Origin of the sequence: Campylobacter upsaliensis (assembly GCF_900637395.1) — a bacterium.
Taxonomy (GTDB): Bacteria; Campylobacterota; Campylobacteria; order Campylobacterales; family Campylobacteraceae; genus Campylobacter_D; species Campylobacter_D upsaliensis.
Map to the genome: position 1 here is coordinate 1,180,848 of NZ_LR134372.1, position 14,586 is coordinate 1,195,433.

Sequence of the window (14,586 nt, forward strand, 5' to 3'; positions counted from 1 at the left end):
TTATTTGAAAGTCGTGCCGCCATCGACTATAAAGGTATGTCCGGTAACCCAACTAGCCTTACTAGAACAAAGAAATAAACAAGCCCCAGCCAAATCTTCAGGCTGCCCCATACGATTTAAGGGACTTAGATTAATAGTCGCTTGCTTAACCTCCTCATAATTTGTAAAAGCCCTTAAGGCATCTGTTTTAATAGGTCCTCCACTCACAACATTAACGCGTATATTTTTATCACCAAGCTCTGTGGCAGCGTATCTTGCCATAGCTTCCACCGCCGCTTTTGCTGTGCCGTGTCCTGCATAATTTTCTATATGCACCAAATTTCCCGTTGATGAGATAGAAACGATGCTTCCTCCACCCACCCTTTCCATTCTTTTAGCCGCTTCTTGAGAGCCTACGACAAAAGCATTAACTGTGGCTGTAAAAATATTATTAATCCCCCTAGGCTTTAGCTTCATAAATTTCGTATAACCACCCACAACGGCACGCCCGGAAATAATGGCATTTGAGATAAAAAAATCAATGCGTTCAAAATCCACATCTATTTTTTCAAAAAGCTCCTTATAAGTTTCAGGCTCTAGGATATTAAATTCATAAGCCCTTGCTTTAATTTTATAATTTTGTTCTAAATCTTTTACCATATCATCAGCTATTTGGGCGTTAGAATTATAAGTAAAAGCAATATTTACGCCCACTTTCGCAAATTCATAAACGATAGCCTTACCAATGCCCCTCGTGCCACCGCTAATGACTAAAGTTTTTCCTTGAAATTCCTTATCCATCAAAATCCTTTAATCTCATAATTTTTCATCACAGCTTCTATTTTAGCAAAATTTTCCTTACTAGGAGGGCAAAGTGGAAGCCTAAATTCTAAATTTTCAATCAAACCTGCTATAAACATCGCCGCTTTTATCGGAATGGGATTACTTTCACAAAAAAGAATTTTATTGATATTATAAAGCTCATCATTGATTTTCTTAGCCGCCTTAAAATCCTCATTTAAAGCCTTTTTTGTTAGCTCACTTAGTCTATCAGGAAGCAAATTTGAACTTACCGAAATAATGCCCTTGCCGCCGTTTGAAAGTATAGGATAATTAATTGCATCATCACCAGAAATTAAAACAAGGCGTGGTTCGTGTGCGAGTAAATCCACGCATTTATCAATATTCCCACTTGCTTCTTTAATGCCATAAATATTTTCACAAGCTCTAAAAAGTTTAATCGCTGTATCCGTAGCGATCTCACAGCTCGTTCTTCCTGGGACATTATACAAAAGCACAGGAATTTCAACACTTGAAGCTATGGCTTTATAATGCTGGTAAAGTCCTTCTTGTGTAGGCTTATTGTAATAAGGCGTAACGCTTAAAATCCCATCCGCTCCACACTTTTGTGCAAATTGTGCCAAGCCCACAGCCTCGTGAGTAGCATTACTTCCCGCTCCTGCTAAGACCTTGACTTTTGAGTCTTTACAAATATCTACGGCGATTTCTATGCAAGTTCTATGCTCCTCGTGCGTTAAAGTCGCACTTTCTCCAGTTGTTCCCACAGGAACGACAGCATCGATACCATTTTGAATTTGTCTTTTGATAAGTTTAGCATAGCCTTGCTCGTCTAATTTTCCATTTTTAAAAGGCGTTATGAGTGCGCTCATCGCTCCTATAATGCAATTTTTATCCATTATTTTCCTTTCTTAAAATTAAAGTGGTTGAATTTTCTCTTATAAAATACTTTGTCGCCACTTCTACTAAATCTTCAAGCTCAAGGGCAGCTATATTTTTTTCATAATTTAATAAAGGCTTCAAATCTCCTCTTGCCAAATAACTTCCGCAGATGTTAGATAAAGCACTGGCATTATTTAAAGAAAAGATAAAATCGCTTCTTGTATTATTTTTCACCCTTTGTAAGGATCTTTTTGAAATTTTACCCTGTTTAATGGAGTGTAAAATTGTAAGAAGTTTTTTTTCGACTTCTTCGGCTTTAACGCCCGGATTACAATTTAAAATAAACACAAATAAATTTTCATCAACACTATCACTGACAAAGGCGTAAAATTCATTTACAAGACTTAATTTATCCACTAAAATTTCATTGATAATCGCACTCTTACCATTTCCCAAAAGCTCCGCTAAAGCACTAAGTGCTGGGATATCTTTATGCTTGAAATTTGGAATTTTAAAAGCAAGAGCTAAAAATTCCGTTTGTGTTTCTTTTGTAAGCTCTGCCCTTCTTGCTCCATCTTGTTTTGGCTCTTTGGTGTGAATTTTTGGAATTTTGCCTGTATTTTTAATCTTTTCAAAATGCTTACTAGCTTTTTCAAAAAGCTCCTTTGGCTCGACATCGCCACTTACAAGTAAAATCGCATTTTGTGGCTGATAAAAGCTTTTATGAAAGCTCTTAATGTCCTCAATACTCCAATTTTCAATATCCTTATAAAAACCTATGGGCGTCCAGTGATAAGGATGATATAAAAAAGCGTGATTATAAAGTCTAAAATACAAATAGCCAAGCGGATTATTATCTGTTCGCCAACGCCTCTCCTCTAAAACAACCTGCCTTTCAGGCTGAAATTCCTCATCTTTTAAACTTAAATTCTGCATAAGTTCTGCAAATAAGCCTAAAGATTGCTCCAAATTCTGCTTAGAACATTTAATGTAATAATGCGTATAATCAAAGCCCGTGCTAGCATTATCCACTCCACCAAAGCCCTTAACAATAGTATCAAATTCCCCAGCGTTTAAATTTTTCGTGCTTTTAAAATTAAGATGTTCAAGCATATGTGCTATGCCGCTTTTCCCCATAGTTTCATTTCTTGAGCCAACTTTATAAAAAATATCTACGCTGATGACTCCGCTATTTTTATTCACGGGCAAGGCATAAACTTCAAGCTTATTTTTCAAAACTTTTTTTTCATAAGTTATCATTTTAGCTCCACTCCAACCGCCTCGCTAATATGCAAAAAGCCGTCTTTTTTCAAAAGCTCCACCAAGCCCTCATTAATATTTTTAACAAGACTAGGTCCTTTAAAAATCAATCCCGTAAAAACTTGCACCAAATTCGCCCCTTTTTTAATCCTATCATAAGCCACCTCCGCACTATCTATCCCTCCACTTGCTATAAGTAAGGTTTTGCCAAAAAGCTCTTTTGAAAGAGCGTGAAAGAATTCTCCGCTTTTTTGCGTGATGAGTTTGCCGCTAATGCCTCCGAAAGTGCGGTTATTGCTTAATAGACTATAATCTGTGCTTGTATTTGCTATAATAAAGCCACTCACACCTTTAGCAATGCCACTTTCACAAAGGCTCAAAGCCTCTTTAAATTCCATATCTGGAGCGATTTTAATCAAAATAGGCTTCGTTGTGATTTGCTTTGCTTCCTTCAATAAGGCATTTAAAAATTCCTCATTTTGCAAGTCTCTTAAATTTTTAGTATTAGGCGAAGAGATATTGATGATGAAGTAATCACACAAATCCTTAAAGCTTTTAAGTAAGGAAAAATAGTCATTTAAGGCATTTTCATTGCTCGTAAGCTTATTTTTACCGATATTTGCCCCAAGAGGCAAAACAAAAGGGTAATTTTGCGTCATTCTTTTTGAGATAAGATCAGCCCCGTCATTATTAAAACCCATAGCATTTTGCAAACTTTCTTGCTCAATTAGACGAAAAAGTCGAGGCTTTTCATTACCCTCTTGAGCTTTTGGTGTGAAAGTGCCAAATTCCAAAAAACCAAAACCAAGCGCACTTAAAGGGCGTATCATTGTGGCATTTTTATCAAAGCCACCTGCCAAACCTACGGGATTGTTAAATTCTAGTCCTAGTAATTTTTGTCTTAAAATTTCATTATCAACGATATATTTATAAGCTAAAAAGCTCAACGCCCCCGGAAAAATGACATTTAAAGCTCTTAACGAATGCTCCACTAAACTATGTGCATTTTCAGGGTCTAGCTTAAAAAGTAAGGGTTTGAAAAAATCATACATTATTATCCTTTCAGGTGTGAAATTCTAGCAAAAATTGCTTACAATTTAGCTTCATCGCTTTTTATTTTTAGCCTACGATAAGCCTCACAATGTTCCAAAAGCACAGCATCACTTCCACACGCTACAACTTTGCCTTGATCAATTAGGGCGATTTTATCGGCATTTTCTACCGTGCTTAAGCGATGTGCTATAAGCAAAATCAGCCTATCTTTTTTCAAATTTTCTATGGTTTTTACAATAGCTCTTTCGCTTTCATTATCAAGTGCTGAAGTTGCCTCATCAAAAATAAGCAAATCAGGATCTTTATATAAGGCTCTAGCTATGGCTATTCTTTGCTTTTGACCACCACTTAAATTCTTACCATTTTCAAAAAGCACAGCATTAATCCCACCCATTTTCTCTACAAATTCATAAGCGTTTGCAAGCTTTAAGCTTTTAATGATTTTTGCCTCATCAAGCTCCTCGCTATAAGCGACATTTTCAGCTATACTATCGTTAAAAATGTAAATATCTTGCGTAACTAAAGCCATTTTTAAGCGTAAAGATTTTAGGCTAAATTCATCTATGCTTTCATTATTAAGCAAAATTTTCCCACTCTTTCTTTTAAAAAAGTGAAGTAAAAGTCCTACGATAGATGATTTCCCTCCCCCACTTGCTCCCACAAGAGCTAAAATTTCGCCTTTTTTAAAGCTTAAATTAAGTCCATTTAGCACATTTTTTTCCTCATAGGCAAAATGCACATCCTTAAATTCCACTTCATTAATACCCTTAAGCTCTCTTTCTCCGCCCTTAATTTCAGGTTTTAAATCAAGTAAATAAAAGGTCCTTTCACTCGCCACTATAGCAATTTGTAATCTTCCATACAAATTTGTAAGCTTTTTAATGGGCTGATAAAGTGCAAAAAGAGCCGACACAAAGGCTATGAAAGAGCCAGCACTCATACGCCCTGCTATGACCTCCTTACCACCTATAATAATCACCAAAGCCACACCCAAAGAGCCGATAAGCTCCATTATAGGCGAGATTAGAGCATCAACCCTGCTTGTTTTAAGTGTAACCTTGCAAAGCTTTTCATTATGCTTATTAAATTTATCACTTTCTTTTTGCTCCGTGCTATTTGCCTTAATCAGCTCGATATTTTTAAAAATTTCTCCCAAACTAGAAAGTAAATCCGCCCCCGTTTCTTGTGTGTTTTTAGCATATTTTTTAAGCTTTTTAGCAAACCACACTAAGGGCAAAATCGCACAAGGAAGCACGATAAGCGCGAAAAAAGCAAGACGCGGACTATGATAGATCACCACGCTTAAAAGCCCTATGGCTGTCATTACCTCGCGTAAAAGCTCAGGGATTAGAGTCGAAACTATGCTTTGCAACGCACCTATATCGTTTGTGCAACGACTCATTAGCTCTCCACTTCTATAACGCTTAAAAAAGTCCATATCAAGACGCAAAAGATTATCAAGCACATTTTTTCGTAAGGTTTTTAAAATATTTGTGCCAATATATGCGACATAATAGCTTTGCATATAAAGCCCCGCGTTTTTAATCAAATAGGCAAAAACGACAAAAAATGGCACGATGTAAAGTAAATCCACTCTTTTTTCTATGAAAACATAATCTAAAATGGGTTGTAAAGAGTGAAAACTAGCCGCCGTGCCTAAGGCTGCCATCATCATACCTAAAAAAGCGAGTAAAAAATACTTAAAATAAGCGATATAAAAGGGCTTAAACCGCCTTAAAACCTCCCTTAAGCTCATCAAGCCCTCTCCCAAATCGTGCCTTGTGCTGTATCTAAAAGCACAACGCCAAACTCGGCTAAATCTTGCCTTAATTTATCAGCCAAAGCGTAATCTTTTGCTTTTTTAGCCTCGCTTCGTTTTGCGATTTGTGTTTCAATCCACGCAATTTGCTCCTCGCTAAATCCTTGTTGAAAATATAAAATCACATCTTCAAAGCCTACACCAAAAATAAAAGCAAGTTCTTTAAAATCCTCCCTTAAATCCTCTTTTAAAGCCTTATTTTCGTCAAGTTTTAAATTGGCATTTGCGATAAATTCATCAAGCAAAGCTAAAGCCTTAGAGATATTTAAATCATCTTGCAAAGCTTGTAAAATAGCAGTTGAAGTTTCTCTTTCACACTTTTTAGGCTTATCTTCTAATTCGTTTAAATCAAGGCGTTTTTTAAGGCGGTAAAGCTTATCTAAACGCTTTTTACACAGGGATAAATCCTCCAAAGAATAATTAAAATGTGCCCTATAATGCACGCTCATTAAATAAAACCTCAAAGCCTCGCCGCTAAATTCTTTTAAAGCGTCCTTAATGAAAAAGCTATTATTAAGGCTTTTACTCATCTTTTCGCCATTTATATTCACAAAGCCATTATGAAGCCAGTGCGAAGCTAAATTTTTATTAAAAGCACAACGGCACTGTGCAGCTTCATTTTCGTGATGAGGGAAAAATAAATCCACCCCCCCAGCGTGTATATCAAGTCCGTCCTTAAATAAAGCCTCTATCATCGCCACGCACTCGCTATGCCAGCCCGGACGCCCCTTACCAAAGGGTGCAGCATAAAAGCCCTCGTCAAATTTCCATAGCACAAAATCGCTCTCGTTTTTCTTTTCTTTTTGTGCGATTAGTCTTGTTTGATTATCCATAAAACCTCGTTTTGAAAGGCTTAAATAATCCTTATCTTTGCTTGTGTCAAAATAAATTCCATCTTCTAAAGTATAAGTAAAACCCTGCTTTTGCAAGCGTAAAATAAGCTCTATCATCTGCTTAATATATTCGGTCGCCTTAGGCTTTAAGTCAGGCTCTAAAACACGCAAATTTTTCATATCTCTTTCATAATGGGCGATGTATTTTTGTGTGATTTGCTCTAAATTTTCGCCACTTTCTTGCATTTTTTTCAAAATTTTATCATCGATATCCGTGTAATTTCTCGCAAAGCAAAGCTCTCTTCCAAGAGCGAGTAAAGTCCTACGCAACATATCAAAACAAATGCTACTTCTAGCGTGTCCTAAATGTGCATCATCATACACTGTGGGACCGCACAAATACATATTAACAACGCCCCCTTTTTTTAAGGCTAATTTCTCCCTTTTCACACTATCAAATAAAAGCATTAAAGCCTCCTTTAATCCACTCAAAAAACTCTATTAAAACGCTAATTATCATCATTTTACTTTCTAAAAGCAAATAAGAAAAACAAGCTAAAAAAACTAAGGCTAAAAGGCTTTTCTTCCAAGAAATTAAGCTCCAAAAACGCCTAAAACCAAATTCCTTAATATTAGCCAAAAGTAAGTAAAAGGCACTTAAAGAACTAGCAAATGCCACCGCTAAAACCTTTAAATTCTCATCTTTAATCAAAAAAATTAAAACGATAGAAACAAAAGCACTTAAAATAAGGGATTTTATAGCGATAATGGCGGCAATTTTTTGCTTAAATTCTGCATAAAGCCACAAAGAAAAGAGTTTTTGTAAGCCAAAGGGTAAAAGACCTAGCAAATAAGCCATTAAAACATAAGCACTTAAAAGGCTATCTTTTTGCGTGAAATTTCCCCTTTCAAACAAAAGCTGACAAATCTCTTTCGCAAAAATAATCCCTACTATACTCGAAACAACAAGCAAAAAGCTAAGTCCTGCTAAAGCCTTACGCATAAAGTCTAAAGCCTCTTTTTCTTGACTGCTTTTTAAAAGTCTTAAAATTTTAGGAAAGGCAACTTGAGTAAGAGCGATAGCAAAAAGTGCAAGGGGAAGTTGAAAAACACGATTAGCATAATAAAGATAAGAAATGCTACCTGTAATTAAAAAACTTGCGATTGTCGTGTCTAAAAGAGAGCTTATTTGAGTCGCTGAAGAGCCTAAAACTCCGTGCGAAAAAGTGGTGTAAAAACCCTTTAAATTTGCCTTATAACGCTTTAATTTAATGCTTAAGCCCATAGCCCTAACCGCCGCATTATTTTTCAAAGCAAAAAGATGCAAAACAAGCTGTGCCACCCCACTTAAAAGCGTGGCGTAAGAGAAGTAATAAAGCGTTTGATGAGAGTCATTTTTATCCACGAAAAAAGCGGCGATAACTATGCTAAGATTAAACAAAGAAGCGGAAAAAGAAGTGAGGAAAAATTTGTGCTTATAATTTAATAAGGCACCAAAAAAAGTTACTACAAAGATGAAAAATAAATACCAAAAATTAATAGCCACCAAAGGAGAGGCTAAGGCTATGGTCTTTGCATCAAAGCCAAAGGCAAAAATTTTAGTAAAAAAAGACGCGAAAAAACTCACCAAAAGGCAAAATAAAAACACAATGAAGCCAAATTGTAAAAGCACACTTACGCAAAATGCACCCTTTTTCCTTGCTTTGACAAAATTTGGCAAAAAACTCTGCCCAAAAGCACCTTCAGCAAAAATGCGTCTAAAAAAAGCAGGCATTTTAAGTGCGACAAAAAAAATATCGCTATAAAGCCCAGCCCCTAAAAAAAGGGCAATTAAAACATCTCTAGCTAGTCCTAAAATGCGTGAAAATAAAATACCAAGAGCATTGATTATATAATTTTTAAATACCAAATTTTCTACTCTAAATTAAAATAAGCAACAATTCTAACAAGCTTATTTTAACGCTTTTTAACGCCTTGCGTATTTTTCATAAGAACTGATATATTTTAAAGCTTTTAAAAATACACTAAAAGCACCCTTTTTCTTAGCTCTTGCGTGAAGGACAAATTCACCCAAAAGCAAAAAGGAAGCGAAATCTTTATCACTGAAATTTTGAGCATTTTGTGCGATTTTTAAATCCTCATTTTGATATTTTATCAAGCGTGAAATTTTAAGCAAATTAAAATTCTTTGTGTAGCGGTATAATAACGCACCAAGCCCTGCATAAAGCAAATGGTCTTTAATGTGGCTTTTAAGCTCTAAAAGCTCGGTATTAAAAGCAGGAGTTTTAGCCGCTTCCTCCCACCATAGCTCGTTGACATTACGCCCCTTACTATCATTAAAAGAGCGTAAAAATTTCCAAGGCTTAAAGCATAGATGAAGGATTTTAGGATTTTCAAGGCTGCGGTTAAATTCCTCTTTTGTGTAGTTTAAATAGCCCTTTTTATCGTCTTTTGTGATGACATAAGCATAGGCATTAATAAAAAAATTCCAAGCAAAATCAAGTTTTAGCCTCTTTTTTGGCTCTATGCAAGCATTTAGCAAATCTTGGTTGGCACTTTTGATATAAAAACATTTTGAAGCTAGCTCCTCGCAACGCTCCTCAATGTATGCTTTTTGATATTCTTTAACATTGATAAGCAAAAAACCTGCATTAAAATAATTTTCATCAAAATAAAAAGTTTTTTTCTCATTATTTTCTTTAAATTTAATCTTAGCCCTCTTGCTCCCCATATCACCCACCACAGCGACAATCTTATCTTTTAAATCAAGAGCAAAAAGCTCCCTTAAATCGCTCAAAACAAGCATATCAGAATCCAAATAAAGACATTTATCCTCATCATCATCTAAAAAAGACATAAATTTAAGACGATAATAGGATAATTTATTATTTTGTGCGGCACCTGAGCTTGGATATTTTTCAAATTGAGCATCATCTTGGATATGAATTTTGATCTCACAAGGATAAATTTCGCTTAAGCTTTTTTGTAAAATTTTAAGCTTTTCTTTTGTCGTATCGCTTATGAAATCACTTAAAATATGAAAACAAAATGGACACCTTTCATAATCTTGTGTCGCATTTTTAATAATGCTACTCATCAAAACACTCGAAAATTTCACATATTTTTCATCAGCGGTTAAAAAAATATGATACATCAAAACCCTTTAAAATTGTTAATTAAATCAGCCCTTTACTAATTCTATTTTTTCTTTCTTAATCAACTTTAAATATCTCTTTTTTAAATCTAAAGTCTCTTTTTCTAGGTGCATAAAAAGCTTTTCATTTAAAGAATTTGGCGGAAAATTTTTAGCAATACTTTTGATAAACTTAAGGCTTTTTTTCTTATCTTCATAATTTTGCCTTAAAATCATCTCATCTTTGCTCTCATAACGCCCAAAAGCGTTAAATTCGTAGCGGTAAATACTATGCTTAAAAATAGCTATACTTTCACAAAACATAAAATAAATATAGCAAAAAAGCACATCTTCCCCGTAACACAAACACGCCTTTTTATCGACAAATTCAAAACATTTTAAAGCCAAATCTTTGCGGAAAATTTTAGCCCAAAGCGACCAGCAAAAATGTCTTTGTTTGCCTAGAAACTGAAAAAATTCATTTTGAGTTAAAATTTCATCTTGCTTAAAGCGGTAAAAAAACTTAGTCTTAACCCTATGCACAAAAGCGTCAAATAATACAAGATCAGCCTTTAAACTTAAACTCTCAAAAGCCCTTTTTAAAGCTCCCTCACACAAAAAATCATCCGCATCTAAAAACATCAAAAAAGGCGAATTCGCCCTTATAATACCCTCATTTCTACTTGCAAAAGTTCCCAAATGTGAAGCATTTTGAAAAAGCTTAAAACGCTGATCTTTTTTGGCAAATTCTAAAGCTATCTTCGCACTCTTATCTTCACTTTTATCATCGATAATTATCACTTCATATTTTTCAAAATCCTGATTTTGACAGCTTTTCAAAGCTCTATCAATCAAATTTTCACAATTATAAAGCGGGATAATAATAGAAAATATTGTCATTTTTAGCCTATTTTGTTAAAATTGAAATTTTATCACATAAGGGCAAAATATGAAAATTTTTATCAATCTTCCCACTTGGCTAGGCGATTGTGTTATGGCTAGTGCGGCGATTTATGGCATTAAAGAGCGGTTTAAAGAAGCGGAATTTGTCTTTTTTGGCTCTTTTGTAGCGACAACACTTTTTAAAGATTTTTCTAATTCTAGCTTCATAGTGGAGGATAAAAAAAGGCGTTATTTTCAAGCTCTTTCCTTGCGTAAAAATCATCATTTTAATCTCGCTTTTTCCTTTCGCTCTGCCCTTTCAGCTAGGCTCATTTTAAAAATCATCAAAGCTAAGAAAAAATTTTGTTTTGATAAAACTATCATTAAAGAAGAACATCAGGTTTTAAAATACTTAAATTTCGTTCAAAAATCCCTTGATTTCCAAGCTTCGCAAGAGTTAAAGCTCCCTCTTAATGTCAAATTTAAAACGCCTCTAACTCTTAAAAATGGCAAAAAAATTCTAGCCTTAAATCCGGGTGCTAACTATGGAAGTGCGAAACGCTGGAGTGAGGAGTATTTTGCCAAAGTGGGACTTTATTTTGCTAAAGATTATGAAATTATCATTTTAGGAGCAGGTAAAGAAGAGGCTAAAATTTGTGCTAAAATCTGCGAAATTCTTGCACAAAATGGCATTAAAGCTAAGAATTTATGCAATAAAACAAGTATTCATACCCTTACGCAAAATATCGCTCTAAGCGATCTTTTTCTCACAAATGACAGCGGTGCTATGCATTTAGGTGCAGCTTTAAAAGTCAAAATGCTCGTGCTATTTGGACCAACCAAATTCACACAAACTTCTCCTTGGCAAAGTAAAAATGCCAAAATTATCCATCTTAATCTAGCCTGTATGCCCTGCATGAAGCGTGTTTGTCCGCTAAAGCATCACAAATGTATGCAGGATTTAACACCACAAATGGTTATAGAAAAATTAAAAGAATTTAAGGCTTAAAAGAAATTCGTGCCAAATCTTGCAGGGTAAAATCTCCCACCTTTTCATAATTAAAGCCCTTTTTAGCTAGATAATCAAGTAAAATTTTTTCCATCACGCTAGCAGCTTTAATAATCTCACCTGAAAGCTCAAAACTCATAGGCTCAATGCGTCTTGGCACGGCTGCTAAAATTTGCGTGTGAGGCAAATCGCCCATTAGCTCCATATATTGCAAAGTTTGAAGCATTTCCACCTCGTGGGCACTCCCACTCCAATTCACCCTCTTTGGCATAGCCTCATAAGGAAAGAAAAATACCTCTCCCACTTCAGCATCATCAGCGTCAATACAGTCAAGCACAATCATCTCATCATACTCTGCCATAATATAGCTTAACTGCAAGGCTAAAGTGCCACCATCAATGAAGCTTAAAGTGTGATTTGGGTGGTTAAATTTGTAGTTTTTTTCAAGCTGTTTGCAAAGATGAACGCCTAAGCCCTCATCTGCAAACATAATATTTCCTATGCCAAGCACAAGAAAATTCAATTTTTCTCTTCCTTGATAAATTTATAACCGCTAATAATAGCGTCTAAAGCACCGTCTCTGCCCTTGACCGCATTAAAAATAGCCATATAAATATGCACAGGCACGAAAATCAAAATCACCCACATTAAAATTCTATGATAAGTCCTAACCTCAGCCAAGCCCCCCATCATAGCCTCAAGTGGTCTTAGCATATCATAAAGCATACCGCCCAAGCCCTCGTGGTAAGTGTGCGTATAAAGAATAAGTCCTGTAAGGATAATGCCTATCATCACAAGATAAAAGAAAAGGTAAGTTACATATTGTAAGGGATTATAAACGCCTTTTAAAGGGGGATGCTTTCCTAAAAAAAGGTAAAATTTAATCTGCTCTACCCAAATTTTAAGGCTAAAAATATCAGCGATACTTGCCCTTTCTTTACGACTCCACTTGTCAAAAAAGAACAAATAGCCCTTAAAAATAATGCACCCTATCAAAACAAAACCCACAGCCTGATGCACTAAGCGATATTTTGCTTGCATAAAATTACTAGGATCGCTTGGCAAATTTGGGCTTTGAAAAACATAAGAAATATAATATCCAGTCCCCACTAAAATCACAATCGCTACAGCCCTTATCCAGTGGGTTAAACGCAAACCTATGCTAAATTCATATTCTGCTTTTCTTTGCAATTTTTCCTCTTGTTTTTGCATAAAGTCTCCTTATAAATTCACATTGACTTTATATTCACTTAAATTATTTCCCTTAGTATCCATAACATGCACAGCACAAGCAATGCAAGGATCATAGGAGTGAATTTTGCGTATAATTTCAAGAGGCTGCTTTACATCGGCGATTTTAAGTCCGATTAAACATTGCTCGTAGCTTCCACCTACACCCTTTGCGTCTTTTGGAGAGGCGTTCCAAGTGCTAGGGACAACAGCTTGCCAATTTTCGATCACGCCGTTTTTAATCCTACACCAATGACTCAAAGTCCCACGCGGCACATGCCCCATATAACGCCCTTTATATTCTTTATTTTTATCAATCACATAAGGCGAACAAGTGCTTTCATCGACCTTTAAATTTGCAACCAAATTATCAAAAGCTTTTAGAGTATTATCAGCGATAATCTTAGCCTCTAAACAGCGAGTAGCCGTTCTTCCCAAAGTGCTAAATACCGCCGTTAAAGGAAGATTTGTTTCTTTTAAAAAGGTATCGACAACAGGAACTACATATTGATTATTTTTGGCATAATTTACGACAATATTAGCCAAAGGTCCCACTTGCATAGGCTCACCCTCATAACGAGGAGCCTTAATCCAGCTATATTTACCCTTAGTATCGAAATTTTTAGTATGAGCTATTTTGCCGTGATGATCGATACTTTCGCCATCGACAAGCCCTGTGTAATTAGGATTTGTTTTGCCATCATAAGGATGTAAAGGCTCATTATCCGCATACCAAGAATGAGTCGCCTCTTCGGTAATCTTATCTTCTTCTACCTCATAAACCTTACTTAAATCGCCATTTTTAATAATGCCACTTTCAAAAAGCCACTCATCGCGACCCACTTGAAATTCTTTAAAAGTGTAAAGATTTGCCACACCGACATCATTTAACACACTAGCCTCATTTGCATAAGCTTTTCCAGCCATAACTAAGTCAGGATAATAGGCACGGTTCACAAAATCTGCCACCTCTTTAAATTTCTCCATATACTCACCCATTCTAGAAGGACTTAAAAGATCCATAACGCAAGTAACTCCGCCCACAGTCAAGCTTTGTGGGTGAGGATTTTTAGAACCAAAAATCGCCATACATTGCGCGATAATTCTTTGAATTCTTAAGCACTCTAAATAATGCGAAAGAGCAATAAGATTTTGCTCTGGGTTAAAGCGGTAAGTGCTGTGCCCATAATAAGCATTAGCAAAAGGTCCCAAATTCCCCTTATCGACAAAGGCTTTAAGTCTTTGCTGCACTTCCAAAAGCTTATCCGCACCTGTAGCGTAAGGATTTGAAGTATAATTAAAGGCTAAATCACTTGCCTTTTTCACATCAGCACTTAAAGCACTCACTACATCAACCCAATCTAGTGCGTGAAGCTGATAAAAATGCACAATATGATCGTGTAAAAATAAAGCCGCATTCATCAAAGTTCTAGTTAGTAAGGCATTAAGTGGAGGAGTGATACCCAAAGCATTTTCCACAGCGACAATTCCAGCTTTATAATGCGAAAAGGTGCAAACTCCGCAAATTCTTTGCGTCATAAAGCCTGCATCTCTTGGGTCGCGACCCTTAACAATAGTTTCAATCCCACGCCAAAGCGTAGAACCAGCATAAGCCTCCTTGACAACATTATCATCATCAACAACAACTTCAACCCTCAAATGCCCCTCAATTCTTGTGATAGGATCAACGATAATTTTTTGACTCATT

The 14,586-nt window shown here is 35.7% G+C and carries 13 protein-coding genes; 1 reads left to right on the forward strand and 12 read right to left on the reverse strand.

Translation table 11 applies throughout. The annotated features are described in order from the left end of the window. Genes EL158_RS05940 through EL158_RS05980 form a run of 9 tightly spaced genes read right to left on the reverse strand, consistent with a single transcriptional unit; the run spans position 1 to position 10,657 of the window. The gene (locus tag EL158_RS05940) at positions 1-780 is read right to left on the reverse strand and encodes an enoyl-ACP reductase (protein ID WP_027303569.1); all 780 of its coding nucleotides are present in this window, start codon (positions 778-780) and stop codon (positions 1-3) included. Beyond that, the gene (gene dapA / locus EL158_RS05945; RefSeq protein ID WP_027303570.1) at positions 780-1,676 is read right to left on the reverse strand and encodes a 4-hydroxy-tetrahydrodipicolinate synthase; all 897 of its coding nucleotides are present in this window, start codon (positions 1,674-1,676) and stop codon (positions 780-782) included. The genes EL158_RS05940 and dapA overlap by 1 nt, the downstream gene beginning before the upstream one ends. Next, positions 1,669-2,919, reverse strand: coding sequence for a M16 family metallopeptidase (locus tag EL158_RS05950; protein WP_027303571.1), 1,251 nt, complete (start codon positions 2,917-2,919; stop codon positions 1,669-1,671). The genes dapA and EL158_RS05950 overlap by 8 nt, the downstream gene beginning before the upstream one ends. Next, positions 2,916-3,971, reverse strand: coding sequence for a quinone-dependent dihydroorotate dehydrogenase (locus tag EL158_RS05955; RefSeq protein ID WP_034955653.1), 1,056 nt, complete (start codon positions 3,969-3,971; stop codon positions 2,916-2,918). The genes EL158_RS05950 and EL158_RS05955 overlap by 4 nt, the downstream gene beginning before the upstream one ends. A gap of 38 nt (positions 3,972-4,009) precedes the next feature. Further along, complete coding sequence (locus tag EL158_RS05960; protein ID WP_027303573.1) at positions 4,010-5,728, reverse strand: ABC transporter ATP-binding protein; 1,719 nt, start codon at positions 5,726-5,728, stop codon at positions 4,010-4,012. Continuing rightward, complete coding sequence (gene cysS, locus EL158_RS05965; protein ID WP_027303574.1) at positions 5,728-7,092, reverse strand: cysteine--tRNA ligase; 1,365 nt, start codon at positions 7,090-7,092, stop codon at positions 5,728-5,730. The genes EL158_RS05960 and cysS overlap by 1 nt, the downstream gene beginning before the upstream one ends. Then, entirely contained in the window at positions 7,079-8,533 is a 1,455-nt protein-coding gene (gene murJ / locus EL158_RS05970) for a murein biosynthesis integral membrane protein MurJ (protein WP_027303575.1), read from the reverse strand. The genes cysS and murJ overlap by 14 nt, the downstream gene beginning before the upstream one ends. 57 nt (positions 8,534-8,590) lie before the next feature. Beyond that, positions 8,591-9,778: a glycosyltransferase family 8 protein gene (locus EL158_RS05975; protein ID WP_027303576.1), complete on the reverse strand. Its 1,188-nt coding sequence runs from the start codon at positions 9,776-9,778 to the stop codon at positions 8,591-8,593. Between the two features lie 27 nt (positions 9,779-9,805). Continuing rightward, positions 9,806-10,657: a glycosyltransferase family 2 protein gene (locus tag EL158_RS05980; RefSeq protein WP_027303577.1), complete on the reverse strand. Its 852-nt coding sequence runs from the start codon at positions 10,655-10,657 to the stop codon at positions 9,806-9,808. Positions 10,658-10,706: 49 nt separating this feature from the next. Between EL158_RS05980 and EL158_RS05985 the strand changes: the two genes are divergently transcribed. Further along, the gene (locus EL158_RS05985) at positions 10,707-11,648 is read left to right on the forward strand and encodes a glycosyltransferase family 9 protein (RefSeq protein WP_027303578.1); all 942 of its coding nucleotides are present in this window, start codon (positions 10,707-10,709) and stop codon (positions 11,646-11,648) included. Here EL158_RS05985 and EL158_RS05990 read toward each other — a convergent pair. Genes EL158_RS05990 through EL158_RS06000 form a run of 3 tightly spaced genes read right to left on the reverse strand, consistent with a single transcriptional unit; the run spans position 11,638 to position 14,585 of the window. Next, positions 11,638-12,171, reverse strand: coding sequence for a HyaD/HybD family hydrogenase maturation endopeptidase (locus tag EL158_RS05990; protein WP_027303579.1), 534 nt, complete (start codon positions 12,169-12,171; stop codon positions 11,638-11,640). The two genes, EL158_RS05985 and EL158_RS05990, sit on opposite strands and share 11 nt — an antisense overlap. Beyond that, positions 12,168-12,860 carry a Ni/Fe-hydrogenase, b-type cytochrome subunit gene (cybH, locus tag EL158_RS05995; protein ID WP_027303580.1) on the reverse strand — a complete coding sequence of 231 codons (693 nt, stop codon included), beginning with the start codon at positions 12,858-12,860 and terminating at the stop codon, positions 12,168-12,170. The genes EL158_RS05990 and cybH overlap by 4 nt, the downstream gene beginning before the upstream one ends. Before the next feature lie 9 nt (positions 12,861-12,869). After that, a complete protein-coding gene (locus tag EL158_RS06000) occupies positions 12,870-14,585 on the reverse strand; it encodes a nickel-dependent hydrogenase large subunit (RefSeq protein WP_027303581.1) in 1,716 nt (571 codons plus the stop codon). Between the last annotated feature and the right edge of the window lies 1 nt (position 14,586).

What these genes read in the sequence shown, in the direction of transcription:
- EL158_RS05980 (WP_027303577.1), bottom strand. Translation starts at nt 10,657, where the DNA reads ATGACAATATTTTCTATTATTATCCCGCTTTATAATTGTGAAAATTTG.
- EL158_RS06000 (WP_027303581.1), bottom strand. Translation starts at nt 14,585, where the DNA reads ATGAGTCAAAAAATTATCGTTGATCCTATCACAAGAATTGAGGGGCAT.
- dapA (WP_027303570.1), bottom strand. Translation starts at nt 1,676, where the DNA reads ATGGATAAAAATTGCATTATAGGAGCGATGAGCGCACTCATAACGCCT.
- EL158_RS05955 (WP_034955653.1), bottom strand. Translation starts at nt 3,971, where the DNA reads ATGTATGATTTTTTCAAACCCTTACTTTTTAAGCTAGACCCTGAAAAT.
- EL158_RS05985 (WP_027303578.1), top strand. Translation starts at nt 10,707, where the DNA reads ATGAAAATTTTTATCAATCTTCCCACTTGGCTAGGCGATTGTGTTATG.
- EL158_RS05950 (WP_027303571.1), bottom strand. Translation starts at nt 2,919, where the DNA reads ATGATAACTTATGAAAAAAAAGTTTTGAAAAATAAGCTTGAAGTTTAT.
- EL158_RS05975 (WP_027303576.1), bottom strand. Translation starts at nt 9,778, where the DNA reads ATGTATCATATTTTTTTAACCGCTGATGAAAAATATGTGAAATTTTCG.
- EL158_RS05940 (WP_027303569.1), bottom strand. Translation starts at nt 780, where the DNA reads ATGGATAAGGAATTTCAAGGAAAAACTTTAGTCATTAGCGGTGGCACG.
- EL158_RS05960 (WP_027303573.1), bottom strand. Translation starts at nt 5,728, where the DNA reads ATGAGCTTAAGGGAGGTTTTAAGGCGGTTTAAGCCCTTTTATATCGCT.
- cybH (WP_027303580.1), bottom strand. Translation starts at nt 12,860, where the DNA reads ATGCAAAAACAAGAGGAAAAATTGCAAAGAAAAGCAGAATATGAATTT.
- cysS (WP_027303574.1), bottom strand. Translation starts at nt 7,092, where the DNA reads ATGCTTTTATTTGATAGTGTGAAAAGGGAGAAATTAGCCTTAAAAAAA.